Below are 25,356 nucleotides of genomic sequence, written 5' to 3'. Positions count from 1 at the left end.
AACTGAATTATCCGGGAAGGTCAAGACAGGTTACGTCGAGGGATAAAAAAATAACCATAAAAATTAATCATTTAAATTCAATTCGTTACTTAAGTATATCTATCTAATAATAGTCGTTGACACAACCTGTCATATCAAAAATTTACCGTATTCGTCAACACGGTGAGCCAGAGATCGTGACTCTCGATAAAAGTGGAGCCAACACAGCGGCTTTGGCCACGCTCAACGCCGACAAACCCGATGAAGAAACCATCACTATCAGGCAGAGTAAGTATCTGAATAATCTTGTCGAACAGGATCACCGCAATATCAAACGCCGGATACGACCGATGTTGGGATTCAAATCATTTCGCCGGGCACAAACGATATTGGCTGGCATTGTGTGTACAGATGATACGTAAAGGGCCGCTTCAGCATCCCGACGGCGAGGGTTTATCCCAGGCGGAACAATTCTATCTGTTGGCTGCCTAAAAAACCGGCAGCGCCACTTTTGCTAACTTCTCTACGCTAATGCGACAGAGCCCAGTTTTCAGCTACCGCCTCTTCGCGGTTTTTCTTGCTGACTTCGGCGTATTTCTCGTAGATACCCTGTTTATCAGCGCCATTTTTTTCGGCTTCTTCCAGCTCTTTGTGCAGGTTTAGTACATCTTTTGAACTCAGATAGTTATTCTCCACCGGAATCGCAGATTTCAGTAACCTGCTTCAGCGTATCATGCCAATTAAACATCCGAGGTACCCGGCCCGACTTAACCATAAAAATGGGCTGGTGAGACCAGACCGGCGGATATTGGTTAATTCCCGCATTGGTGCAAGGCCATCATTTTTGATAACAACATCCTTTGCACCATAGCGACAATGCATTATCAGAAAGAAAATCCCAGCAATCCCTAAACCAAAATAACTCTCAGGGCTGCCCCAAAAATTGGTCCGTAATTTTAAATAAGTGAGCCCCCACATACTCAGTAAAAAGACCATAAAAGAACATGCAGCAATATTCATGTCACGTTTACTGCTTAGCCCAAAAAAGAGCGCATCAAAAAAATACATCGGGGTAAAAGGTGACTGAACACCTCTTCCTGTCGCTTTACTAAACCGATAAAACATGACCGTTCCGACCGCAAAAGCGGAAAGTGCAATACCTAACAACACATAAATCATTTGGTTAGTCCTTTTTGATAGGCCAGGAAATTAGTTCGGTACTGCCAGAGCCGTTAAGCTCTGGCTGATTGTTACTGTTTTCACTTTGTCGGATACTCGCACCAATTCCTCCACCAACTCTGAAAGAGCCACCAATGCCGTCTTTACCAACACACCCTTCAACTGAAAAAACACCTGCCGATATAGCACCGGAATAATCATAGGTAGGGTTGAAACCTTAAATCGGGTAAGGTCCAAAAGCCAGACCGGCAGACGCATCTGCACGCCAGCCTAACACCTTCGTAATCCCACCATTAATTGCAAATTTATCCTCTGAAAGCACACCTTCCAGATACCCCCCTGCGACATAACCTCCAGCGACCTGACCTTTTAAATCGCCATGAATTTTTGCTGAATCCCCTACTGACGGGCCGATATGTGATTTGTCTACCGCTTTGATAATTTTATCGTTAGTGACCCCTTTACCGCCGAGATCAAAAGCCAAAGACGCATCCTGCTGCACACGCGGAGGAATAAGATCACCAAGGGCATTATTCTCCACCGCATTCTTCCCAGCCTGCGCACCAGCCACTGCGCTACTGCTGCTATCACCTACCAATCCACCCGCCAACCCTGCGGCCAATGTCGCCAGCGCACTGACGGTTTGTTTCTGTTTTTCGGTGAGACTGTCTTTATCCCAGCCCATCGCCTTGATGATTGCGGGTGCGACGGCTTCTGCCGTGAAGGCAGAGATGGCACCGACTGTCGCATTACCGCTGAAGTGCCCCACCACCGCACCTAACACCGCATGCGCCATCAGATTAGCGCCCAAGCTCTGATCGGCGGGCAGGTATCTGCTAATTTCATGGGCCAGATAAGGGGCGCTGCCACCAGCGAGAGCTTGATCAATATTACCGCCGGTCAGCCCCTGAGTGATTGCTGTTGCAGCTTGGATCGCCCGTTGTAAATCACTGCCAGTGCCGTAACTGGCTGACGCTACTGACTCACCGCTTACAGATCAAGTCGAGACTAATGCAATTTAGAGCTTAGATGGGGAAGGATCGGTTCGGCAAGCAGGCAATTATCACCGTTGAGCGCGGTAGAATAGTTATTGAACTGGATATTAATATCTGACAAACAGGCAAAACAAATACCCTCCGGCATAGCCGGAGGGTATTTGTTCTATTTAATAGGATAGTTGTAATGCTCAGGGATTTTATAATCTTCCGGGAAAGATATCTCATCGGGAAGCTTGAAAAAACGATCAATATCCTCGGTCGTCTGATAAAAAACCCCATATATCCCAGATAAAAAAGCTGATATACGTAGCAAAGCTGCTTGCATTGCTAATTCATCATCATTTTCTTGCGCATTAAAAAACAACTCGATTGTTAAATTAAGATTTCTTATGCTTCCTTGGATGCTATCTACTATTGAATAATCCTTCTCCAAATAAAGGTCATCCATATCAAGCTCTTTACCCGACCGCTGCTTTAACAGCTCCAAGTAAGCATCTTTAAATTTATCTAACATACTAATATCTATCATTTTGGCAACCTTCTACCTTCAGCTTTAGCGGCCTTGGTTTTTGCGTCATTAAAGGAACCGTCAAGATTAAGGACCGCCCTTACCTTTGTCCCTGTACTATCAAAAACTTCGATATGGTCTTTATGTTTGGCATCTAAATAGAATTGATCACCTTTCTGAATATAATCACCTACAGGTTTATTTGCTAGGTAAACGCTTTGCCCCTGATATAGCTTACTAGTTTTTTTAGATATATCTTTAATTTCACTACCAAAACCAGTTTTTTTAAAGAACTCAGCCATATTCCCCACAGCCCCGGTATTTGGAACATGCGACATTTTCTTACCTGGCAGGAAAAGACCTGCTAGCATCCCACCAGTGGCTTCCAGCGCCATCTGATCCCCATCGTATGCCTTTTTGGCTGACTCTGCGATGGCTGACCAGGTTTCACTCTGCATCAGTGCTTTTACGGTATCTGCCGCCGCCTGATTTTTACCCGCCAGATCGTTTAATGCCTGAGTGCAATAACTGTCCCCGATAGCACAGGACGCCAGCGCCATCACATAATCAAGCGCATAGTCGCCGCCACCCAGTGCCGTATCACCAGTATCAGCAAGAGCTGTGATAATAGCGTTTGCGATAGCAGATGTTGTGCCTTCACCCAGTTTATCCCTAATTTGATTTTTCAGGGATTCAGCAGCCTGTTTCATCGACTCACGGCCATGATCACCAGACAGCGAGTTATTCTCCACCGCATTTTTTGCTACTTTAATCTCATTCGATTTACTACATCTAGAAGTTCTTCAAGCTCTTTACCATACTCAGTTGGTTCAAAGTCTTCAGTTATACCATTTAGCATGAATTCATTAGAGATCAATCCACATAGTTCTTCAATTTCATTTGGCGTGAGACGGTTATCAATTATTTTTGATACAATCACTGAGTTATCTGTACCGCATAGAGTGGCGATTATTTGTTGATGGCTCAGAGTTAAAATACTATTCATTTTGCTACCCCATATGATGATTTCGCCCATCCAGTAACTACTTTACCTTCAGCATTGATAACGATAACTGCATCATTTCCTGTATATCGAAATGTAGGGCCATATTTTGATGGTACATATTCAATCTTTAGAGGGTTCGACCAAGCACTATCCAGCGCTATAGGACTTATCCCTATGCCTCCATCTCTACCAGCAATTTGCTCTAATGCATGTTGAGAGTAACTAGTAATTTTTGTTGGCGCTTTGGCTCCCGCAGCCTGTTCAGCAGTTAGCTGCATGTTCAGTCTTGCACCACTGAATGCGCTTTCCGCTGGGCGGCTAGGAATAATCCCTTTAGCCATTGCTTGATCAATTGTTAGCCCGTTCCCTCCTGATGCTAGCACTTTCGCTGAAACTAAAGCCCCTGATAATACCCCTGCAACATTCTCTAGAGCCCTCTGGTCGCCATTAGCTGCTTTGATGGTCGTGGATTTTATTCCCTCCCATGCATCGCCATTAATGATGGCAGTCAGTATGGCTGCAGCCCCCGAATCTTTTTTCGCTAAATCACTTTGAGCCTGATCACAGTAACTGTCTCCGGTTGCACAGGCAGCCAGCGCTGCGGTCAGATCGAATGCCGTATCACCACCTAACATGACGGCATCACCAGCTTCACTTCCAGCATTAATCAGACCATTAACAAGCTGGGATGCGAGGTTTTCACCCAGCTTATCCCTGACCTGTGCTTTCCACCATTCCGCACTCTGCTTTAGTGATTCACGTGATTGATCCCCACTGAGCGAGTTATTCTCCACCGCATTCTTGCCAGCCTGCGCTCCGGCCACTGCGCTACTGCTGCTGTCACCAACTAACCCACCCGCCAACCCGGCGGCCAGTGTCGCCAGCGCACTGACGGTTTGTTTCTGTTTTTCGGTGAGACTGTCTTTATCCCAGCCCATGGCCTTGATGATTGCGGGTGCGGCGGCTTCTGCCGTGAAGGCTGAGACGGCACCGACTGTCGCATTGCCATTAAAGTGGCCCACCACCGCACCCAACACCGCATGCGCCATCAGATTAGCGCCCAGACTCTGATCGGCGGGCAGGTATTTGCTAATTTCATGGGCCAGATAAGGAGCACTGCCGCCAGCGAGAGCCTGACCAATATTACCGCCGGTCAGCCCCTGAGTGATTGCTGTTGCGGCCTGGATCGCCCGTTGTAAATCACTGCCAGTGCCGTAACTGGCTGACGCTGTATTACGTATCTGCTCGACCAGTTGCTTATTCGTCGGCGTCAGATTGCCTTTCTCCGCCAGCACGTCTTTTGCTGCCTGAATTGCCTTCGGATCTTTCAGCGCTTTTTCTTCCGCTATCTTACCCTGCGTGCGCGCAATATCGGCAACCTGATTGCCTATCTCCCCGATCAAATTGATTTCGCGCAGGCGGTTTTGCTCTTTCTCTTTATCGAAGATAGGGGAGAGTGCGTTGTTGGCGTGTTCGACGTCACGGCTCAGGTCAGCGACATTTTGCTGTTGTTTCTCGGTATCGCGAACCGTGATAGTGCCATCCGAAACCGCAGCATGAGTAGTCGAACTGGCATCACCACTATTGCCTCCCACGATGGGGACGCCCCCGCCCATATTGCTGATAAAGTCCTTGCTGCCGGTAAAGCCGCCACTGCTCAGGCCCATGCTGCTGGTCGAGGTTTTAAAACTGGCCTGATTATCGAGATCCGAGAAGCCGAGCGAGCCAGTATCCAACTTGTTTTTATCTGCAGTGGCCGTCGAGCTAATCACCGCACCGTTGAGCTGAGTGTGCTCGCCTACGGTGATATCAAAACCCCCTTTGCCGGCAAAGAACCCGGTCTGCTCCTGTACCGATGTATAGTCTGAGTCAATTTTGGACTTACTGGCACTGACACTCCCGCTGCCGGTCATGGTGCCGAAGGTGAAGCTGCCACTGGCACTCACGCTGGTCTGTTTGCTGTCGTAGTTGTTGCGGTCTTGCTCACTTTGCAGGGTTAAATTGCGGCCAGCATCCACTTTCACTGTTTCGCCGCTGACCTGCGTACCTTTCAAGGATGTATCGCGGCCACTGGTGATACTCACCGTATCGCCCGCTTTTAACTGGGTTTCAGTATGGGTCAGGCTGTCGCCTTGCTCTTTGCCTTTACTGGCATTCACACCCGCAAAGATACTGATACCGGCCCCTTTTCCGAAGCCAATACCTATCCCAATATTGCCGCCCGAACTTTTATTGCTGCCATGCAGACTCTCACTATTTTCGGCACTGTTCAGCGCAATATCATTTTTAGCAGCCAGACTGAGATTTTTTCCCGCTTGCAGCTCGCTGCCCTGTACCCGAATATCGCCCGGCCCCTTGTCTCCGGTGGCGGTGATAGAAAGATTATTCCCGGCAGCAATGTTGCTGCCGCTGGCGGTGGTCTGCTCAAGACGACTTTCTGATTTACTTTTTTGGCTGCCAAGTGAAATGCTCACCCCCACCGCATTGGGGTCGCCGGTTTCATTGGCAAGCACCCCTGCTTGGGCCGCCTGAACGCCCTGAAGCACAGTTTTGGTGGTCTGCAATGCCTGGAGGCGGCCATTGGTCTCTTTTTTGGCATCCTGGGCGGTAGTGACGGCGCTGTTGATGGCACTGCCTACCGCACCTGACAGGGCGAGGGTGATGCCACTCTGTTTGCTCTCGGTGGTATGCTGTTGAGACAGGTTGTTTTCCGCGGCAGTTATCGCGACATCTGACCCTTTCAGGCTGATGTCTTTATTGGCGATCACTTCGCTGCCATGAAGAGTTAACTGATTTCCTGCATTAAGAGTGACATTGCCCCCCAAACTGCCAATCGTGCTACCAACGTTGCTCAGAGTCTGCGTCTTGTCGGTGTTTTTTTGGCTATTACTACCAATCGTGACACCAATGCCGCCCGTGCTCATCAGGCCAGATTTTTTCTGCTCAAACAGGTGAGACTCGCTCTCGCTCTGTTGCGCAGTGCCGATGGTGATATTGTCTTGCGCCCGCATATTGATATCGTTATCGGCCACCACGTTACTGCCGGTGACCGCGATATTTTTGCCACTGACATTGATAGAGCCCGCCGACAACATTGATCCGACCGCCAGTGTCTGGCTAATACTGTCTTCGGTGCGGGTCGTGGTGGTCGATGCCAGCCCTTTACTCTTACCGGTGTGATTGCGCAGTTCATCATGCTGTTCGGTCTGGGTGGTGCCGTCGTATTCCGCAAATGCCCCTTACAATGTGTATGAGGTACTAAAACCAATTGACGATGTTTCAAAAAGTAAAGTTCTTCCTTGGTTTGGTCAAAAAGGGCAAGGAACTCAGTATGAGCTACCTAAGCCAGTCCAATGGTATTTAGATAAAGGTTACTTGGGAGAGAAAAAATGACAAAAGAAGATCTGCTTTGTGAATTAGAAAAAAGGAACGTTCCCAAAGGGATCTATAGCCTTGATGGAGTTAAGGATGGAGAGTGTTTATGCATTATTCATCAGGGGAACGCCTGGGATGTTGTTTATAACAGCCGGGGTAAAATTACGTACAAAGAAGTTTTTAGTAACGCTGAATCAGCTTATGATCAATTTTATCAAATAATGAAAGATGATTATGGTTGGTAGTTGTCGTGGAGAATAATCTTCTAGGTGGCAGTGAATGGCTCCAGACGGAAAAAGCCAGGGAACATGGCGCTGATGTTCTCTCCTGTAGTGATAATCCTTCCGGTGAAGCCTGTAAGTGGGGGCAGGCTGAAAATAAAGCTTATGCAGCCGCATTAGCGACAGGCAGTGTTGTCCTGTTACCGGGGAGTGCCCAGTCTATGTGGTTACTTGGTGCCGGGACAAATGCCGGGATGCAGATAGCGGTGAAATAAACCCGGTCAACTCAGTGGCAGCAGGCTGAATAAATGTGATAACCATAGGGCAGGGCTGGAAAGGGACAATATGATGCACAAGGTAAACTTATAGGCTTCCTGGAACCGCCAAGATGATGAAATTAACAGCTCAAATAGCGAGCTTGCCAGACAGAGAAAATGTTGTTTATGAAATCTATGCTGGATCTGATCAGGTTGCAGAAATATCAAACGAACCTGACGTTGGATTGCGAATAGATATTTTTACTTGTCCTAATGGTGGATGTTGGAGTTTTGATTTTAATAAGTTTCGCGTTCTCATCGAACAAGCGAAAAAAAACATCAGTTAAAACAGCAATCTAGGCCAGTTAGCCGGTTGTGTCGCATTAAGGGTAAGAAGCTAAGCTGGCGTGGTATGGCTGTTTTTTAGGACAGGCTCTATCCGCCCCGTCCCGGGAAGGCTGATGGGGCTATAGGTTCAACGGACAACTCTAGCATATGGCAAACGGGTACTATTGGTAATGCGATAACCAAATCTGAAGGGTCTCTGTCTGGATCTACAACCGTTATTCCTCCCAATGCAAAAACAGAACAGATTCGCTCCTTAAACCGAGAAAATGAAAGCGCGCAAATATTATCTCAATCAGGTTTTTATGTTGAGCAAAACCCTTATATAGCGGGAAATAAAAATCCAGGCTATAGGATTAATGGTGAAATTTTTGACAATTATGCACCTAGTTCTAGTAGTGTGAGAAATATATGGACTGAAGTGAAAGGTAAAATTGACGAAGGGCAAACCTCGAATGTTGTCATCAATATGTCTGATACCAAAGTCAGTTTTTCTCAGTTACAACAGCAACTTACAAAATGGCCGATAATGGGGATGGATAAGCTCATTATTATAGATAAATCTGGCAACGCTATTAGGATGAAGTGATATGTCAATAGATATAAGATGTTACACAAAACTGATAGTGCCTGATTTACAGGTTAAGTTAGATCAGTTTTTATTGAAATATCCTGATGTTTTTCCTGAACACTACATGTTGTATAAAGCAAGAGATTTAGGGTTATTTGATAAAGAAATCTCTAATGAATTTGGACTGGATCCAGAATCGTATTTTGGATTGCATATAACTAATAAAACACTTGAGATATCGGCTGATGAAATGGCAAATATGATTAGGCAAGCTCTGGGAGCGGACAATGTCATTGTGCTTTTAAATGGTGAAGATTTAATCTAAACATTGTGATGAATCCCAACCCTTAGCGGTTGGGATTTTTTATCTATCAGAACTTCAACTCCGCCTCAATTGTAAGCACACCCGTAAGTGGTGCCAACACAGCGGATTTGTCCATACTCAACGCCGACAAGCCCGGTGAGGAAACGATAACCGTCAGGCAAAGTAAATATCTAAACAACCTGATTGAGCAAGACCACCGGAACATCAAACGCCGGATATCCAGCTTTTATGAGTTTGCTCGCGTAAACAGTGTGCTCTGATGGCCTGGACAAAAAACACATCTGCAAGCCGACTCATCACTATACGCGACCCCATGTGTTGCTCGGCACTTTCGATTGCCAGTAGTTTTAATGTTGCTTCTAAAAGCGGTGAACGGGTTGTGTCAGAGGGGATCACTACAACTGTCGGCAGCAGTGAAAGCAACGGTTCTGCTCCTGCGGTATCAAAGGAGAAATAACCACATAGTATGTCGGCCGCTTCGCCATCACCTCCAAAACTGAGACCATTACCTGAACCTTCAGCAAAAATGTCTTCACACCACCGCGCTGGGGTAGACGGGTTATCCACTATCCTGTGCCATAAACGGCCCCAACGTCGAAGTGGTCTGACCGGTATTCATCATACCTTTACCGAAACCGCTCCCACTTAGTGCATTATTTTCAACGCAGGCCATAGTTTTCAAAGCGTAAAAGCAAAAAAACGCCCCCAGCCTACATCTTAAGCTGGAATAAGCCGGATTTGGGACGGATACACCTGTGACCGTAGCTATCGAGCGGGAACAGTTGATTGTTGAGACTAATTTCTGACCGTGAAAAGTAAAATCCCGACGTGGAGATCGGGATTTCATTTAATTATTTTATTCAAGAAAAAAATCAAATTCTCTCTCTTCCCCTTTTCCTTGATACTTATTTTTTGTTTTATTAAAAATATAAATAATAATATCAAAAACAGCCCCTAATCTTTGGCGTGAAATGTTCGAGTTTTTCCAGTGTAAAATAACTCCAGCTCCCATACCTGAACTTAGCATATCCCAAAGAGCATCTGTGTTATTTCCATAATACGGTCCAAAATCCAACAAGTTAGATAATATAAAATGAAAATCATGTTCTGAATTAATTTCGTTACCATCAATAGTGATTAGCTGAGTCATCGCCATATCCTTTCTCATTTCCATGTACCTACAGGTGCTACTGTTTTATAGTGATCCGTTGTGATGTATAGCAATCCATCATTTGAATATAAGAGACGGGTGCCATCTTGTTTCGCTCTGGACACAGTATTAGCCAAACCTACATCAGCCTCATACCAGACTCTGCCTTGAATTGAAGGTAATACATGGGTCGTATTTTCAAATATATCGCCTCCAATTTGACCTCCGGGAACATAATTACCCAAAGCTTTACCTGCTGTCCAGCCACTATCTTCCGCAACTTGTTTGACTACATATTGGGATGGTAATTTACCTGTATTCCGTAAACTATCTACAACTTCATTTGCCACTTGAGTTGTCTTCAGATCTATTTTCAAACCAGCATAACTTGTAGCGTTATGTGCTGCATTAGCCGCAACAGCTCTCGCTGCTGTCGCTTCCACTGCCGTTTTACCAATCCCTATAACTCCGGCAGCACCAACTCCGCCAGGCGTTGCGGTTTCAGCAATCTGCAACCCTACGTTATTCAGACAGATTGCCGGTTCGGCCTTACAACCTTTCAGTGCGGCTTTAGCAAGGGCTGCTATTTCCGGCGTGGCTGCAACAATCATTGCTCCTCCAGCCACCGCACCTACGCCAGCAGATACAACAAGGTTTCCTTCTGCAATACCTTTGGCTATACCAGCCTTACACGTCGTATCACAGTCAGGGGTGTTACCCAACCAGAATCCGATATCTCCGGCTCCCAGGCCCAACGAGTTATTCTCCAGTGCATTCTTCCCAGCCTGCGCCCCGGCAACTGCGTCAGCAGTGCTGCCACCGGTCAAACCGCCGGCTAATCCGGCCGCCAGTGTACCCAAGGCGCTGATGGTTTGTCGTTGTTCTTCGTTCAGATCTTCACGCGCGATCCCTGGGTACATTTGCCAGGCGATATATTCCCCCATCACCGCACCGGAAGCCCCTGCCAGTGCACTGTTGCCATTGACCTGAGCGACCACCGCACCGAGAACCGCATGGGCCATTAGATTGGCTTCCGTGTTGACGCCCCCTTTTCGGGTCGGATCAAGGGTCATATTGTGGATCACTTCAGCCAGATACGGTGCTGAGGCTCCTGCCAGCGCTTTCGCCATATCACCACCGGCCAAGCCTTGTACGGCGGCTGTCGCGGCCTGAATACCTTGTTGCAGCGCGCTGCCGGTACCGTATTTCTTCATCTCGGCTTTGTATTCTTTTGTCTCACGCAGGGCTTCCGCATCGCCTTTCAACTTCGGATTGGCCTTCAGCGCGGTCTCCAGACCGATGATATCCCCTTGTGTTCGCGCAATATCCATGGCCTGACCGCCAATCTCGCCAATCAACTGCGCTTCTTTTAGCCGGTTTTGCTCTTTCTCTTTATCAAAGATAGGGCCGATGCTGCCGTTGGCGTTGTCGGTGTCGCGGCTCAGGTCATCGACATTCTGCTGCTGTTTATCCGTATCTCGGATGGTAATCATGCCATCGGATACGGCTGCCTGCGTAGTGCCTTCGGCATGACCGTTATTGCCCAGCCCCGACAGCACCACGCTACCCAGATTACTCAGCAGGTCAGACCCCACCGGACCACCGGTGCTCAGGCTACCGCCCTGATGCTCAGCTTTGAAATCGGCTTTGTTCTCGATGTTACTGAAGCCCAGTGTGCCGGTATCCAGACTGTTCTTGCTCTTGTCTGCGGTGCTGGCAATCACTGCGCCATCAAGCTGGGTGTGTTCACCGACGGTGATATCAAAGCCGCCTTTGCCTGCGAAGATACCGCTCTGCTCCTGCACCGAGTCATAATTGCTGTGCAGCTTGTCCCGACTCATGCTCAGATTGGCTGAGCCACCGGCACCAATGACCGCGACACTGATACCGCCGCTGACGCTGGTCTGCTTCGAATCATAATTGTCGCTGTCTTGCTGGCTTTGCAGCAGGAGGTCACGGCCGACATCCACTTTGACGGTTTCGCCGTTAGCTTGCGCGCCTGTCAGTGCAGTATCACGCCCGCTGCTGAGCGACAGTGTGCCGCCCGTATCAATCTGGGTTTCCGTCCAGAAGGTGCCGTCGCCGTGCTCATTGCCCTGACCTTTGTTGGCATTGGCAAAGATGCTCAGGCCACCGCCAGAGCTACCGAACCCCAGACTGACGCCCACACTGCCGCCGCTGCTGCGGTTACTGCCGTCGGTTTTTTGCGTACTGGCCGCGCCGAGTAGCAACACATCACGGGCCGCATCCAACGTCGTATCGCCGCCAGCTTTGAGCTGGCTGCCCTGCACCACGATATCGCCACTGTTCGTTGGGTTGCCATCACCGGTGGCGTTGATGGTCAGATTGTTGCCCGCCGTCAGGGTCGAACCCGTCACGCTGGTCTGTTCCTGCTGCTGTTGCGAGGAGGATTTTTGTGCGCCTAATGAGATGCTGACGCCGAACATGCTGGCGCTATCGCCCCCCTGAGCCTGCACCAGTTGGCCTGCCTGCACCGCTTGCACGCCACCGAGCGCGGCTTTCACGCCTTTCAGCGCGGCCAGTCGGCCATTGCTTTCTTCGCTGGCATCTTTGGCGGCGGTCACTGCGGTATTTAGTGCGCTGCCGACTGCACCAGACAGGGCCAGCGTCAGGCCGCTACTTTTTTGCTCCACAATATGGGTTTGGGTGCTTTGATTTTCCGCTGCCACAATAGCGACGTTTTTCCCGGTCAAATTGATGTCTTTGCCGGCTAACACCTCGGAGCCTTTTACCGTCAAGTCTTCCCCGGCAGTCATGTTGACGTTGCCCAGAACACTGCCAACGGTGCTGCCCACGTTGGAAATCGACTGGCCGGTATCGGTCGTTTTGGTACTGTTACTGCCCACCGTGACCCCAATACCACCCGTGCTCATCAGGCCCGATTTTTTCTGCTCAAACAGGTGAGATTCGCTCTCGCTCTGCTGCGCAGTGCCGATGGTGATGTTCTCTTTTGCGCGCAGGTTAATATCGTTATCGGCCACCACGTTACTGCCGATGACCGCGATATTTTTGCCACTGACATTGATAGAGCCCGCCGACAGCATCGAGCCAACGGCCAGTGCCTGGCTAATACTGTCTTCGGTGCGGGTGGTGGTGGTGGAGGCCAGACCTTTTTTAGTGCCGGTATGATTGCGCTGTTCATCATGTTGTTCGGTCTGGGTGGAGACGGTGACATCCCCGCCCGCAGCCAGCTTCAGAGAACCGTCGGTTTGTACTGCGCTGGCACTGAGGGTGATGTCTTTTGCCGCATTAAGATTGATATCGTTCTTGGCGTTCAACTGGCTGCCGTGCAGCGTTTCATCGTAGAGATCCACTGAACTGGTATGGCGCTTGCTCGAAGATTCACCGGTGACGTGCAGACTGTCGGTGGCCGCGCTAAGGTTGATATTTTGCGCCTGCACATCAATGGTATCGGCATTGATGTTGGCCCCCACGGCGGTCAGATTGTCGACCTTAGCGGTCAACGCGCCACCGATATTCACCTCGCTACCCAGATGGCGGATGTGCTCGCTGGTCGAACTGCCATAACCATAATTCGCACTTATCTGGTCGCTGCGCTCGACGGTATTGAGGATCCAGTTGCCGCCGGTATTGACCTGAAGATCTTTGCCGACATTCACACTTGCGCCTTGCAGGATAAAGTCGCGCTCGGTATTAATCACCGCGTTGTTACTGACATTGAGACTCGCCAGCGGCCCTAGCAGGGTTTGATTGCGCAGCACGGAACCATTGCTGCTACTGAGTTGTTCAGTGCCGGTGCGCAGGATTAAATCGCGCCCGCTATCCAGTTGCAAGTTAGTGGCATTTAACTGCGCACCGGTCAGGTCTATATCACTGTTCAACGTACTGAGTTGCAGATTATTGCCCGCCTGAAGCAGGCCGCCATTGCTGGTCAGGGTGATATCTTTTGCCATGCTAATGCGCAGATCATGGGTGGCTTTGATGGCCCCTTGATTACTTAAACCCTGGACATCGGTGAGTTCGATATTATTGGCCGCAATCAGCGCACCGTTGGCATGCAAGTCACCCGGCTTAACGCCTGCCAGATAGACCACCGGTACCAGCACGGTTTCGCCAGCGACTTCGCGGCTTTCCATCAGCACGATATTGGTGGTTAATGCGGCCATCTGTTCCGCACTGAGGTGGGTGCCGAGGGCAATATTGAACGTCTTGCTGTACTCGAGTCCCGCCGCAAAGACCTGCTCGAACTGTTCCTGAGCGCTGCGGTAATCACTGGCGACCGCCTGACCGGTCAGCGCCAGCACCTGGTCGCGCACCAGACGTTGTTCGTAGGCGTTATCCCCCAAACGTTTGAAGAGCACATTCGGGTCATTATTCAACTGTTGGAGCACGTAATCCGACCCTTTCCAGTTATTGAGATTGGCAAACGCCGGGTTAGTTTCCACCAGATAGCCGCCACTCAACGCCCTAACTGGGGCGGCGAGGCCAGTGCGATCCACGTTGGCGGAAGGGGTATTGATACTGTCGAACGAAAGCTTGCCTTCCGGGTCAGGCGCGTAGTGGCCTTTATCTGTACTGAGTTGATACAGCCCACCGCTGGGAAGTGTCAGCGAAATACCGTTAAATTCAACAGCAATGTCCTTGCCGATATTGTCACGATTGTTTGGTGGAGAGATTGCACCGGAGTTTGCCCCATTATTAATCGTCGTCCCACTGCCACTAATGGTTTTCGCGGTAAGACTGGAGGCGTATTGGTTGGTGGTGTGTTCTTTGACCTCCGGCCCCCAACCGGTACCCCACAAATTGCCTTTGTAGGTACGGTAGCGCCACTCACCGCTGGATGTCGTCCGTTCGATCAGGCGTTGTGCATTCCCCCAACCATCTTGATTCAGGGTGACACCCGAAAGATCAATCTCGCCTTGCGCACTCACTTTGCTCCAGAAATTTTCCAGCGTGCCCACCTGTGGGGTCAGGTTCCCTCCCGCTAACAGTTGTGCCTCAGGGCTGATTTGATCAATGCCGTTATAGGCGTAAGTCGACGTATAATCAGTGCCGGTATAATCGCTATTCATCGAGCCGCCATGAGGCGGTTCTGCATAGCGCCCGCCCGGAATATCTGGGTTTTCAGCCGTCCAGTAAGCGGTGCCATTCACCGTATTGGCCACAACAAAGTTGCTATTGGCGGTGAGAATATGGCGGCGATTGGTCAGCTTGCTGGCGTAAATCAGCAGATCTTTGCCTGATTCAATCAGACCAGAAATGTTGAGGATCTGAGCCGCCGTCTGATAATTCCCGCTATTATCTTGCCCGCCCGCCAGAATGACCTTACCCATACCTAAAAGGGTGGTGGTCGGGGCGCTGTCTGTGTGGGTAACGGTATCACTGTTCTCAATCACCGGTGCCAGCAAGGTTAATGTGCCATTTTCATCCGTTGCGCCGATGAGGGCTTTAGGGCCGGAGTTGGTGATGCTTTGACGTGCTTTGAGTGTGGCTTCAGCCCCAATAATGCTGCCGCTGTTGAACAAGGTGGTGGAGTCAGTACTGAGTTTTCGGCCTGCCAACAACTGCCCGCTATTGGTTAAGGCACCTTGAGTGGTAAAGGTTAAATCTCGTCCAGCCTGGAGGGTAGAGCCTGCCAGATTGTTGAAATCACTCAGTAAACCAATAGTTAGATCCTGACTGGCACTGACTTTACCTGCGCTGCCATCAAACTGACCAAGATTCAACGAGATATTATTCGCCGCCAGTGCGCCGCCTTGGTTATTGAGTTTTTGAGCTGCATTTGCGCCCGCAGTAATGGTCAGCGAGCCAAGAGAAATGATGTTGGCGCGCTGTGTGCTGATATCACCACTGTTGGCAATAATATTCATCTCGCGAGCTTGCGTGTGACTGTCGGCAAGACTCACCCGACTACCGGTTAACGTCATGGCCCCCGCCGCGAGGGTTTGACCTTGTGCGATCAAATCCTGATGGGTGGTTACCGCCAGGTTGCCCGTATCAGTCAGGCGGCCATCACTTTGTATCCCAGCGCCCAACAAGCTGGTGCTGTTGCTATCAAGACGCTGCGCCTGCACCGCCACGTTGCCTTTAGAGAGCAGGGTGCCAGCGCGGTTATCCAGATAACCAGCCAGGTTGAGATTGAAATCGGTGATGCCAGTTTGTGCGATGACACCGCCGAAGTTAGAGAGTGATTGCGCGGCGAGAGTTATCTGATCAGCAATCAGGCTGGCTTTATCAGCACGTAGCAAGGTGGTTGTCCCAGCCGACAGCTGCGTCGCAGCTTTAACCACGGCCTCAGTTAAGGTGATATCGCCCGATTTGGCCGCGAGAGTGATAGCATTAGCCTGAGTCTGACTACCGGCTAAATCAAGTTGGCTACCTGACAGCGCTAATGTACCCGTAGCGATATTCTGCCCTTGAGCAATCAAGGTGTGCTCTGTGGTGATAGTCAAATCACTGCTGTTGGCTCGGCTACCATCTGCTGTCAATCCCGCTGCTATCATGGATGGATTGCTACTGAGTAAGCCGCTGGCCTTCAGTTGGAGGTCGCCAAGTGCGGCAATGGAACCATTGTTAGCGACACTCCCGTCAGACTGCCACTGTAGTACGCCTTGGGTATAAACGGAGCCGGAGTTAGCCGCATTACCATGCACTGTTAACTCGCTGTTCCCCGCGCCATAGAGGCTGCCACTGTTATCCAGATTACCTTTGGTCAACAGGTGTAAATTGCCCTTGGCAGCATACAGGCTGCCCTTATTGGTTAGGTCACCGGTGACGGATAGCGCCATTTGGTCACCCGCGCTATACAAGGTGCCGCTATTGTTGAGATAGCCCTCAGTGGATAACTGCATATCCCCGCGAGTTTGTATCACACCGCTGTTAGCCAGATTGCCCGCAGAGGCTAAAGTCAATTGTTGTTCGGTGTAGATCTCGCCCCGATTTTCGGCATTTCCGTTAATTGTAAATTGCCCAACACCGGCGGCATACAGAGTCCCGCTGTTAAACAGGCTATCGGTGTTCAATGACAAATCCCGACCGGCCAGTAGGGCGCTGTTGTTATCAGCATTGGTGTTGCTGATACTGAGCGCCGTCAACTGCATATCCCGTCCGGCTTCCAGTTTGTACTGATTAGTCAGTGCGCCACTGGTGTTAAAGAGCAGATCACGCCCCGCCGTTAGTCGTGCGCCAGCCTGATGAGTGAAATCACTTTGCAGGCGTATCCACATATCGGTCGCGGCGGCAATTTCCCCTATGCTGCTATCAAGTCTGGCGAGATTGAGTTGGATGTTATCAGCATGCAATTTACCGCCACTGTTATTCAGGGTTTGTTTCGAGTTTGCTGCGGCGGTGATCGCAAGGGTTCCGGGAGTGAGCACCGTCGCGTCTTGCGTAGAAATATCGCCATCGCGTGCCGTTACAGTGATATTGCCAGCCTGAGTTTGGCTACCGGTGAGGTCAACACGGCTGCCCGATAACGTCATGGCACCCGCAGCCACATTTTGCCCTTGAGCAATCAATGCCTGGCGCGTGGCGACATTAAGCTCCCCACTATTGGCCAGCTTGCCATCGCTCTGCACTCCGGCACCGAGCAAGCTGTTGCCATTGCTGTTCAGTGTTTCGGCTTGCAGCGAGAGTTTGCCACCAGAGAGGAACTTGCCATCACGGTTATCAATATTACCCGGCAGATTCAGATTGAAATCTGTGGTCCCCGTTTGTGCTATCACGCCGCCAACATTGGAGAGCGTTTGCGCGTCGAGTGTGACTTGTCCGGCAACCAGGTTGGCATTGTCGGTACGTAGTTGCGAAGCTGTTGAGGCAGAAAGATTCTGGCTGGCGGATAACCTGGCTCCGCTGAGATCAATTGGCCCACCTTGTGAGGTCAATGTGATATCACTGCTCTGGGTTTGACTGTCGCTGAGATCGATACTGTGTGCGTTGAGATTTTGCGCCGTACCACTGACATTTTTCCCTTGGGCGATTAGCTGCCCGTTGGCTTCAATGCTAAGAGTGCCGCGGGTAACACTGCTGTTGTCGGATTTGACACCCGCACCCAAGAGAGAGTTGCGGTTACTGTTTACCTCCGCCGCGCGCAGAGTAGTATCACCCGCCGCCGCAACAGTGCCACTGTTACTGAGCTTACCCGCCGTAGTGAGTTGGGTATCACCACTGGCGTAGAGCACACCTGAGTTATCAATATTGGCGGAAGTCTTCACCGCCAGTTGTCTCGCACTATTGATCTGGCCGCTGTTCATCAGCATGCCGTCAGCCGTGATAGTAATATCACCTGCTGAAGCACCTATCTCGCCCGCGTTACGCACACCGACACCGCTTTCAGTACCAATCAGGCGAATTTTACCCGCATACATGCCACCCAAATTGGCAACATCCACCGCCACTGTTGGGTGCGCGCTGCCATCGGCAGCTTTGGCATTAATATTCTGATGTGCGGCATCAATCTGATTGCGCCCGGCGGTGACTTTTAGATCATTGGCCCAGATACCGGCATTCACTTTAACGGAACGGGCGATCAGATCAGTATGATCCTGGTTGCTGCTGTCCAGACCTTTACCTTGAATAACAATTTCGCCCCGATCTACATCGTAGCCGGTGAGCTGGCCATTATTGAGCTGCGCCTGACCGGTAGTTAAGGTCGCGCGGTTGGCGTTAATAAAACCACAACCATCACAGGTAATGCCTGATGGATTGGCAATCACCACCTGCGCCTTGCGCCCGGCCACTTCGATATAGCCATTGAGCTTGCTCGGGTCACGGCTGTTGACTTCGTTAAGGATAATACTGGCCTCACCGTGTGCCAGCGATGGGTTGCCGTTGACAAACCCACCGAGTTGGGTCTGGCTGACGCCGTGGCTGTTATTGAGGATAACTCCGCGATTATCGACATCTAACTGGCTGTAAACGTTGCGTGACACACCGTCGCTGCTCGGCGTCTGGATATTAACCTGCGGTGTCCCGTTGGCGCTGTTGATAATGGCCGGCTGCTGATTTCCCGGCGCACTGCCGTCGGCGACAATATCGGCCTGAGCGGATAACGAAACACAACCCAGGGCCAGTAACAGACTAAAACTCAGCGACGATAAGGCACTGATACGGCGGCTTTGCGTATGCCCAAGACCTGACGACGGCGATGATGCGGCCCGACCCGAGGCGGCGATATCCGCTACCACCATCAACATGCCACGCGCTTTATTGAAAACGATACGGTACAGGTTCTTATTCATAACTCATCCCAGAGTAAAGCGTTAATCGGGCGCATCAGTATTGCCAGTTCAGGTTAAAGCCCAGAGTCACCGAGTCGGTTTTGAATCCGTCGGGTTTAGAGAGTGGTTTGCCCGCAAACAGGTCGTAGCGGGTATTCAGAATATTGCCGCGAACACCGATGGCTCCACCCGCCAAATGCTGGCCCAGCAGATAAGAGGCACTGCGTCCCCCAACCTCGCCATAGTCAACGCCGACATACAGTTCATGCCCTGGCAGCGGGGTGTACCAGCCGAGATCATTGCGCACTGTCCAGCCACGATCAGCATTCAGCGTGCGCTCGCCATCAAACCCGCGCACTGACCAGCGGCCACCAATAGAGAACTGATCCTGTGCCGTCAGCGGCGTGTTAGTGCTTTGACGTTGGTATTGCAGGTTGTAGTGGAATTTTTGCGTCAAGACGGCAAAAGGAATATCCAGTTGTGCATTTAAGCGCAGAATTTTACTCAGGGCGGTGCCTTCCCCAACATACTCTTCCTGTGCGGGCATCGCACCAAACCAACGAGTGCCGCGCTGATAGCTGATACCGGCATCCAGTGTGGCCTGCGAAATAAAGTGGCGATGTTCCAGCCCAACACGCCAGGCGGAGGTGCGGCGGCGCTGCACTTCCACTTCGGTATCATTGATGTAGTTTTTCGACGAGCGGGTCAGCACATTGTAGGTAAAAGTGGTTTTCTGGTTGGCGTTGCGGTGCAACAGACGGCTGAGTTGCAGTGTGACATTCTCACTTTCACCCCGATAGCTGTAGTCGCCATTCAGGCCTGCAACCGTCTGATGATAGTCATAGCTGCTGGCGGTAATACCTGCGGTCCAGTAACCGAACGGCAGCGAGTAATGACCGGTCAGGTTATTGGTGCCTTTGTCGCCGCGATTTTTTATTGAACCGCCAGCCGAGACATAAAACAGGTCACTCAGGGATAAAGGGTTATCCAGAAACAGTGTTGCACCACCTTGATAGCGGCCGGTGCTGCGGGTGCCGGAGTCATCCAGTGAGGCCGCCAATCGCCACATTTTACTCTGTTTCCAGTTTAGGGCGATGTCGGTCTCACCGGGTGCGGAGCCGGGGATCAACTCCATACTGGCTTGCACGGTGGGGACGCGCTGTAGGTTCTCCAGCCCTTGTTCGATATCACGCAAATCCAACAAATTACCGGGGCGGGCGGGGAAAGCACTGAATAGTGTGACATGGCGGTCACTGTCGGGAGTCAGTGTCACCTGACGTATTTTGCCGGGTATCACGTGTAATGCCAATGTGCCGCTGTTCAAATCTTGCTGCGGAGCCAAAACACGGGTGGTGACATAGCCATGGTCGATCAGGCGGTTTTGCAATTGGCTCATCAGCAGATTAATGCCCTGTCCGCCCAAACACTGGCCTTGCGCCTGATTGGCCAGCCGTTGCAGCGGCAACCAGCTCGGTAATGGCTCGGTTCCACTGAGGATAATGCGGTCAATAACAAAGCAGGGGTTTTCAACCGGGAAGGCAATCCGGCCCACAGAGGCCGCAGGTACCGATAAGCGTACATCGGGTGTCGCAGGCGCCAGACGTTCTTCCAGTGCCCGTTGCCGTTCCTGCTGATGAATACTTTGTTGAACGGGGGCTAATTCCGCGCTATTACTTGCAAGTGGAATAGCTACCGCAGGCAACAATATGCCAGCTATTAATGTTGAATGATGGGAGCGCAGCACAGGGAATATCCTTATTTGCCCTGCTGGGGCAGATAAACGGCTGAATAAAGTAATTCAGCGCATTATGCCTACGAGAAGTTATTTTCAATACATATTTTATAATATAAAAGACATCAAATAATTAGCTTATAAAATCCATAGAAAATATCGTACAAATGGAAAGTTATTGTGATAAATATCTAATTAAATTAAATACCAATAGTAGTTGGTCGTTCGTGAAGGCGAAATGAGTAGTCAGTTAACTTTATAATAATCTCAATAACATGACTTAAGTCAATATTCTCTGGTAAAGCCGCAGGAGTAACATAAACTAATCCTACAATTCCAAACCAAAAATCTAATGAGTTATTCTTTCCATTGTAAATAAGGTTGGAACATGATAACCGAATTGCAGGCTTTGTCGCATTAAAGCGTAGTCAGGTAACATGCTGTTTTTTTATGGTGCTACCTGACTATGCCACTGATCCGAAAAGCCTTCAAACGCCTGCATTATCCCGTGGATGTCATCGCGCAATGTGTTCGCTGGTACCTTGCTTATTCCCTGAGTCTGCGTGATCTCGAAGAAATGATGGCTGAGCGTCGCGTTGTCGTTGATCATTCCACACTTCACCGCTGGGTTGTTCGTCTGGTACCGCTACTGGATACGGTATTTCGCCGACATAAACACACAGTGAGTCGCCGCTGGCGAATGGATGAAACCTACATCAAAGTCAAAGGCCAATGGAAATATCTTTATCGGGCCGTCGACACTGCCGGTCACACCATCGACTTCCTGCTGACTGCCAAACGGGATACCGTCGCCGCATTACGTTTTCTTTCGCAAAGCCATTCGTCAGCACGGTGAGCCGGAGATCGTGACTATTGATAAAAGGGGTGCCAACACAGCAGCTTTGGCCATATTCAACGCCGACAAGCCCGGTGAGGAAACGATAACCGTCAGGCAAAGTAAATATCTAAACAACCTGATTGAGCAAGACCACCGGAACATCAAACGCCGGATACGGTCGGATGCTGGGATTCAAATCGTTTCGGCGAGCACAAACGATATTGGCTGGCATTGAATGTGTGCAGATGATACGTAAAGGGCAACTTCAGCATCCCAATAGCGTAGGTTTATCCTCTGCGGAACAATTCTACCTATTGGCAGCCTAAAAAACAGGCAGCGCTAATTTTGCCGCCCCTTTCCTGTTAATGCGACACAACCCTTTTTCTCGTCAGTCGCACCCAGCGTATTATTCTCCACAAAAATAAAATCCCAGCGACTTAGGTGGGATTTTTTACTATCAATTGTAATTAGAGATGAGTTTATTTATTTCATCTCGTAGCTGATCATCATTAAATTCATACTCCTCACGATCTTCATCTGGGTTATACATATCAGCCAGACAAAATATACTTGATAAACACTCACTTATCTTCGCATCATAGTTAAGTATATTTTTGTTATCTCTTTCTATACGCCAAAGCTCTATATATGCTTCTGAAAATACTGTTGCTGACAATCTTTCAGCAACAAAAGATCTAGCAAAGTCCAAAAGTAAATAATTCATCTTAACACCCCATTTTTCATAAGGTTATCATATTGCGGTGTCCCTGGAATGACTTTAAAACCTGTAATAAATTCACCCGATTTACCAATAACAACCGCGTTATTTGTAGTAGGGTTAAAAAATACTTTAGAGTCTTTCACAAAACCATAAGTACCCTTTTCAAAGGTAGTAGTATCATCTATATGATTTTTAATTGCAGTTTCATACTGCTTAAGTGTCTCAGAGTTTTTCTTTGTGGTAACAACATCAAAATCAGCTGCATGCTTGAATTTTTTATCTAACTGTTTGGTGCTGAAAGCGATTCTATCAGAAACAATTATAGCTCCAACATCAGGCACTTTCTTACCCGGTAGGAAAAGCCCTGCCAGCATTCCACCAGTGGCTTCCAGAGCCATCTGATCCCCATCGTATGCCTTCTTGGCTGACTCTGCGATGGCTGACCAGGTTTCACTCTGTATCAGTGCTTTTACGGTATAGGGCAATGGAAACATACACTGTCAGTTTTTATCTCGACATCTGAGCAACGTACTGAAGGACGCGAGAAAGCGCGACAAATTAATTATGAATTGTTTTAATCGTGACCAATTTAAGCACGAGTTTTGAAAATCCCCGTGTCCTTGGTTCGATTCCGAGTCCGGGCACCACTATTTAGAAACGGACGCTTACGGGCGTCCGTTTTGCATTTAAAAACCAGCTTTTGGATACGAGATAACAGTATCATTATCCTCAAAAAAGCCAGTTCCCCTCTGAAAGACCAATCTTACGACTGACCAACAGCTAATACATTTATTCTGCATAAACGGGATTATCAAACTTAGTTTTATTTCATTACTCATACTGTCTCTTTCCCCCGGCCTATGCGCAATATATTAATTTATATGGCAATAGTAACTCACAGCAATAAGTTAGAAAAATCACAGTAAATAATATTGAAAAATCCCTCCCACCCTCTTTCAGCGCCGCACTCACTATGGCGGAAAAATTTCCCCAAGCCCCCAGTGATAAAGAGTTAGCACAAATACACCAGAAAACCTTAACAAATAGCGATAGAACTGTAGATGCGTATAATTTTCATCTTAAGGAGCGATATATGTCTTTAAAAGGTAAAGTGGCGCTGGTGACAGGTGCGGGGCAAGGGATCGGCAGAGGTATTGCACTTCGATTAGCTCGTGATGGTGCTGACATTGCATTGGTTGATTTAAATGATGAAAAAACCAAAGCCGTCGCGGACGAGATTCGTGCTTTGGGTCGTAAAAGTGTCACTTTTAAAGCTGATATAAGTGTTCGTGGTGAAGTTTTTGCCGCGGTTGACTACGCCGAAAAAGAGCTCGGTGGCTTCGATATTATGGTGAATAACGCCGGTATCAGCCAAACTAAAAGTCTGCTGAACGTCACACCGGAAGAAGTCGAAAAAATATTTAAAATCAACGTGCAAGGTACACTTTGGGGTATTCAAGCCGCAGCAATAAAATTTAAGGCCCGCAAGCAGACAGGTAAGATTATCAATGCCTCATCTATTGCCGGTCATGAAGGGTTTGCTCTGTTAGGTATTTATTCAGCCACCAAATTCAGTGTTCGCGCACTGACTCAGGCCGCAGCAAAAGAGTTGGCCAGTTTCGGTATTACGGTTAATGCCTATTGCCCCGGAGTGGTCGGGACAGATATGTGGGTTGAGATTGATAAAAGAATGGCCGAAGAAACTGGCGCACCGATTGGTGCAACCTATAAAAAATATGTCGAGGGCATCGCCCTTGGCCGGGCAGAAACACCGGAAGATGTTGCCGCTTTTGTTTCATTCCTCGCCGGCCCAGATTCAGACTATATGACCGGACAAGCACCCTTAATTGATGGCGGTTTAGTTTTTAGATAAGTTGCCTTGCCGTGTTCGTGAACAGTAAACCCACCATTGGTGGGTTTTATGATTTATGTCGTGCAAACTTCTCATCAAATACGAGTGGTTAAAAAACTATCAACAGTGACTCTGCTATCTGTTAAGTTACTCTTTCACGCACGATGGAAGGAGCATGCCAATGTCCCGTCTTACCGCGAAAGACTTTTCCCCTGAACTGCTCGAACTCTACGACTATTATGCCCATGGTAAGATAACCAAACGGCAATTCCTTGAATTAGCAGCAAAATATACTGTCGGCGGCCTAACCGCGCTCACCATACTGGGCCAACTCAGCCCGAATTATGCACTCGCCCAACAAGTGGAATTCACCGATCCCGATATTATCGCCTCATATATCACTTACCCATCACCAAATGGTCATGGTGAAGTGCGCGGCTATCTGGTTCGTCCCGCGAAAGCAACGGGCCCACTTCCTGCGATAGTGGTGGTTCACGAGAATCGGGGGCTAAACCCTTACATTGAAGATGTGGCCCGCCGTGTGGCAAAAGCTGGATTTATTGCGCTCGCCCCTGATGGGCTTAGTTCTGTCGGGGGGTATCCTGGAAATGATGATAAAGGCCGTGAGCTACAACAGCAGGTTGACCCCACCAAACTCATGAATGACTTTTTTGCCGCGATTGAATTCTTGAAAGTGAATGAAGCCACCACCGGCAAAATCGGGATTACGGGCTTTTGTTATGGCGGTGGGGTTGCCAATGCCGCCGCCGTCGCCTATCCCGAACTTGCCGCGGCGGTGCCTTTCTATGGCCGACAACCCAAGCCCGAGGATGTCCCCCGCATCAACGCGCCATTGTTACTGCACTATGCTGAACTGGACACCAATATTAATGCGGGTTGGCCAGCTTATGAAGAAGCACTCAAATCCGCGAACAAAACTTACGAAGCCTATATTTATCCCGGTGTAAATCACGGTTTTCACAATGATTCTACACCGCGTTATGACCAAGCCGCTGCTGACTTGGCGTGGGAACGCACCATCGCGTGGTTCCGCAAATATCTGGCATAAGTCTTAAGATGGGCTAACGTCTGAGTGACT

The 25,356-nt window shown here is 49.4% G+C and carries 18 protein-coding genes and 7 pseudogenes; 11 read left to right on the top strand and 14 right to left on the bottom strand.

Annotated elements, in window-relative coordinates:
• Positions 1–149: 149 nt before the first annotated feature.
• A pseudogene (locus tag F0T03_RS01800) lies at positions 150–471 on the top strand (DDE-type integrase/transposase/recombinase); the annotation flags it as partial.
• 36 nt (positions 472–507) lie between these two features.
• Here F0T03_RS01800 and F0T03_RS01795 read toward each other — a convergent pair.
• The 8 genes and pseudogenes from F0T03_RS01795 to F0T03_RS01755 form a co-directional block, all read right to left on the bottom strand.
• Entirely contained in the window at positions 508–675 is a 168-nt protein-coding gene (locus F0T03_RS01795) for a hypothetical protein (protein WP_159677135.1), read from the bottom strand.
• Positions 676–702: 27 nt separating this feature from the next.
• Complete coding sequence (locus F0T03_RS01790; protein ID WP_159677134.1) at positions 703–1,158, bottom strand: hypothetical protein; 456 nt, start codon at positions 1,156–1,158, stop codon at positions 703–705.
• Positions 1,159–1,162: 4 nt separating this feature from the next.
• Positions 1,163–1,660, bottom strand: a pseudogene (locus tag F0T03_RS01785) (polymorphic toxin type 25 domain-containing protein); the annotation flags it as partial.
• 18 nt (positions 1,661–1,678) lie between these two features.
• A pseudogene (locus tag F0T03_RS21865) lies at positions 1,679–2,128 on the bottom strand (VENN motif pre-toxin domain-containing protein); the annotation flags it as partial.
• A gap of 191 nt (positions 2,129–2,319) precedes the next feature.
• Positions 2,320–2,685 carry a hypothetical protein gene (locus F0T03_RS01775; RefSeq protein ID WP_050132565.1) on the bottom strand — a complete coding sequence of 122 codons (366 nt, stop codon included), beginning with the start codon at positions 2,683–2,685 and terminating at the stop codon, positions 2,320–2,322.
• Positions 2,682–3,374, bottom strand: coding sequence for a hypothetical protein (locus tag F0T03_RS21625; RefSeq protein WP_246169922.1), 693 nt, complete (start codon positions 3,372–3,374; stop codon positions 2,682–2,684). The genes F0T03_RS01775 and F0T03_RS21625 overlap by 4 nt, the downstream gene beginning before the upstream one ends.
• A 53-nt stretch (positions 3,375–3,427) precedes the next feature.
• On the bottom strand, positions 3,428–3,670 hold the full coding sequence (locus tag F0T03_RS01760) for a hypothetical protein (RefSeq protein WP_032912310.1): 243 nt from the start codon (positions 3,668–3,670) through the stop codon (positions 3,428–3,430).
• A 773-nt stretch (positions 3,671–4,443) separates the two neighbouring features.
• Positions 4,444–6,885 (bottom strand): annotated as a pseudogene (locus tag F0T03_RS01755) (hemagglutinin repeat-containing protein); the annotation flags it as partial.
• Between F0T03_RS01755 and F0T03_RS21860 the strand changes: the two are divergent.
• From F0T03_RS21860 to F0T03_RS01720, 7 genes and pseudogenes are all read left to right on the top strand, one after another.
• On the top strand, positions 6,881–7,063 hold the full coding sequence (locus tag F0T03_RS21860; RefSeq protein WP_425511051.1) for a TNT domain-containing protein: 183 nt from the start codon (positions 6,881–6,883) through the stop codon (positions 7,061–7,063). The pseudogene F0T03_RS01755 and the gene F0T03_RS21860 overlap by 5 nt on opposite strands.
• Positions 7,060–7,290 (top strand): hypothetical protein, encoded by a 231-nt coding sequence (locus F0T03_RS01745; RefSeq protein ID WP_159677132.1) that lies wholly within the window; start codon positions 7,060–7,062, stop codon positions 7,288–7,290. The genes F0T03_RS21860 and F0T03_RS01745 overlap by 4 nt, the downstream gene beginning before the upstream one ends.
• Positions 7,291–7,295: 5 nt before the next feature.
• Positions 7,296–7,567, top strand: a pseudogene (locus F0T03_RS01740) (VENN motif pre-toxin domain-containing protein); the annotation flags it as partial.
• 87 nt (positions 7,568–7,654) lie between these two features.
• Positions 7,655–7,870 (top strand): hypothetical protein, encoded by a 216-nt coding sequence (locus F0T03_RS01735; protein ID WP_159677131.1) that lies wholly within the window; start codon positions 7,655–7,657, stop codon positions 7,868–7,870.
• Between the two features lie 122 nt (positions 7,871–7,992).
• Positions 7,993–8,457 carry a CdiA C-terminal domain-containing protein gene (locus F0T03_RS21855; RefSeq protein WP_159680624.1) on the top strand — a complete coding sequence of 155 codons (465 nt, stop codon included), beginning with the start codon at positions 7,993–7,995 and terminating at the stop codon, positions 8,455–8,457.
• Position 8,458: 1 nt separating this feature from the next.
• Positions 8,459–8,764 (top strand): hypothetical protein, encoded by a 306-nt coding sequence (locus F0T03_RS01725; protein ID WP_159677130.1) that lies wholly within the window; start codon positions 8,459–8,461, stop codon positions 8,762–8,764.
• Between the two features lie 68 nt (positions 8,765–8,832).
• Positions 8,833–9,021 (top strand): annotated as a pseudogene (locus tag F0T03_RS01720) (IS6 family transposase); the annotation flags it as partial.
• Here F0T03_RS01720 and F0T03_RS01715 read toward each other — a convergent pair.
• The 4 genes from F0T03_RS01715 to F0T03_RS01700 form a co-directional block, all read right to left on the bottom strand.
• Positions 8,969–9,331 carry a cupin domain-containing protein gene (locus F0T03_RS01715; protein ID WP_246169920.1) on the bottom strand — a complete coding sequence of 121 codons (363 nt, stop codon included), beginning with the start codon at positions 9,329–9,331 and terminating at the stop codon, positions 8,969–8,971. The pseudogene F0T03_RS01720 and the gene F0T03_RS01715 sit on opposite strands and share 53 nt — an antisense overlap.
• Positions 9,332–9,620: 289 nt before the next feature.
• Positions 9,621–9,914 carry a barstar family protein gene (locus F0T03_RS01710; RefSeq protein WP_167515569.1) on the bottom strand — a complete coding sequence of 98 codons (294 nt, stop codon included), beginning with the start codon at positions 9,912–9,914 and terminating at the stop codon, positions 9,621–9,623.
• Positions 9,915–9,928: 14 nt separating this feature from the next.
• Positions 9,929–19,135, bottom strand: coding sequence for a hemagglutinin repeat-containing protein (locus F0T03_RS01705; protein ID WP_159677128.1), 9,207 nt, complete (start codon positions 19,133–19,135; stop codon positions 9,929–9,931).
• Positions 19,136–19,169: 34 nt separating this feature from the next.
• The gene (locus F0T03_RS01700; RefSeq protein ID WP_159677127.1) at positions 19,170–20,858 is read right to left on the bottom strand and encodes a ShlB/FhaC/HecB family hemolysin secretion/activation protein; all 1,689 of its coding nucleotides are present in this window, start codon (positions 20,856–20,858) and stop codon (positions 19,170–19,172) included.
• A 454-nt stretch (positions 20,859–21,312) separates the two neighbouring features.
• Between F0T03_RS01700 and F0T03_RS01695 the strand changes: the two are divergent.
• Positions 21,313–22,010 (top strand): annotated as a pseudogene (locus F0T03_RS01695) (IS6 family transposase).
• Positions 22,011–22,141: 131 nt separating this feature from the next.
• On the opposite strand, the gene F0T03_RS01690 reads toward F0T03_RS01695, so the two are convergent.
• Both F0T03_RS01690 and F0T03_RS01685 read right to left on the bottom strand, forming a co-directional pair.
• On the bottom strand, positions 22,142–22,408 hold the full coding sequence (locus F0T03_RS01690) for a colicin immunity domain-containing protein (protein ID WP_159677126.1): 267 nt from the start codon (positions 22,406–22,408) through the stop codon (positions 22,142–22,144).
• Positions 22,405–22,803, bottom strand: coding sequence for a colicin D domain-containing protein (locus F0T03_RS01685; RefSeq protein WP_246169919.1), 399 nt, complete (start codon positions 22,801–22,803; stop codon positions 22,405–22,407). Before F0T03_RS01685 ends, F0T03_RS01690 begins: the two co-directional genes overlap by 4 nt.
• A gap of 695 nt (positions 22,804–23,498) precedes the next feature.
• On the opposite strand from F0T03_RS01685, the gene F0T03_RS01680 reads away from it, so the two are divergent.
• Both F0T03_RS01680 and yghX read left to right on the top strand, forming a co-directional pair.
• Positions 23,499–24,278, top strand: coding sequence for an acetoin reductase (locus tag F0T03_RS01680; protein WP_159677125.1), 780 nt, complete (start codon positions 23,499–23,501; stop codon positions 24,276–24,278).
• A gap of 160 nt (positions 24,279–24,438) precedes the next feature.
• The gene (yghX, locus tag F0T03_RS01675; RefSeq protein WP_145556460.1) at positions 24,439–25,326 is read left to right on the top strand and encodes a YghX family hydrolase; all 888 of its coding nucleotides are present in this window, start codon (positions 24,439–24,441) and stop codon (positions 25,324–25,326) included.
• The last annotated feature ends 30 nt before the right edge of the window (positions 25,327–25,356 follow it).

This window comes from Yersinia canariae (assembly GCF_009831415.1).
GTDB classification, from domain to species: domain Bacteria; phylum Pseudomonadota; class Gammaproteobacteria; order Enterobacterales; family Enterobacteriaceae; genus Yersinia; species Yersinia canariae.
Note: the sequence above shows the minus strand (reverse complement) of the source record. Positions and strands in the feature narration are given on the sequence as shown.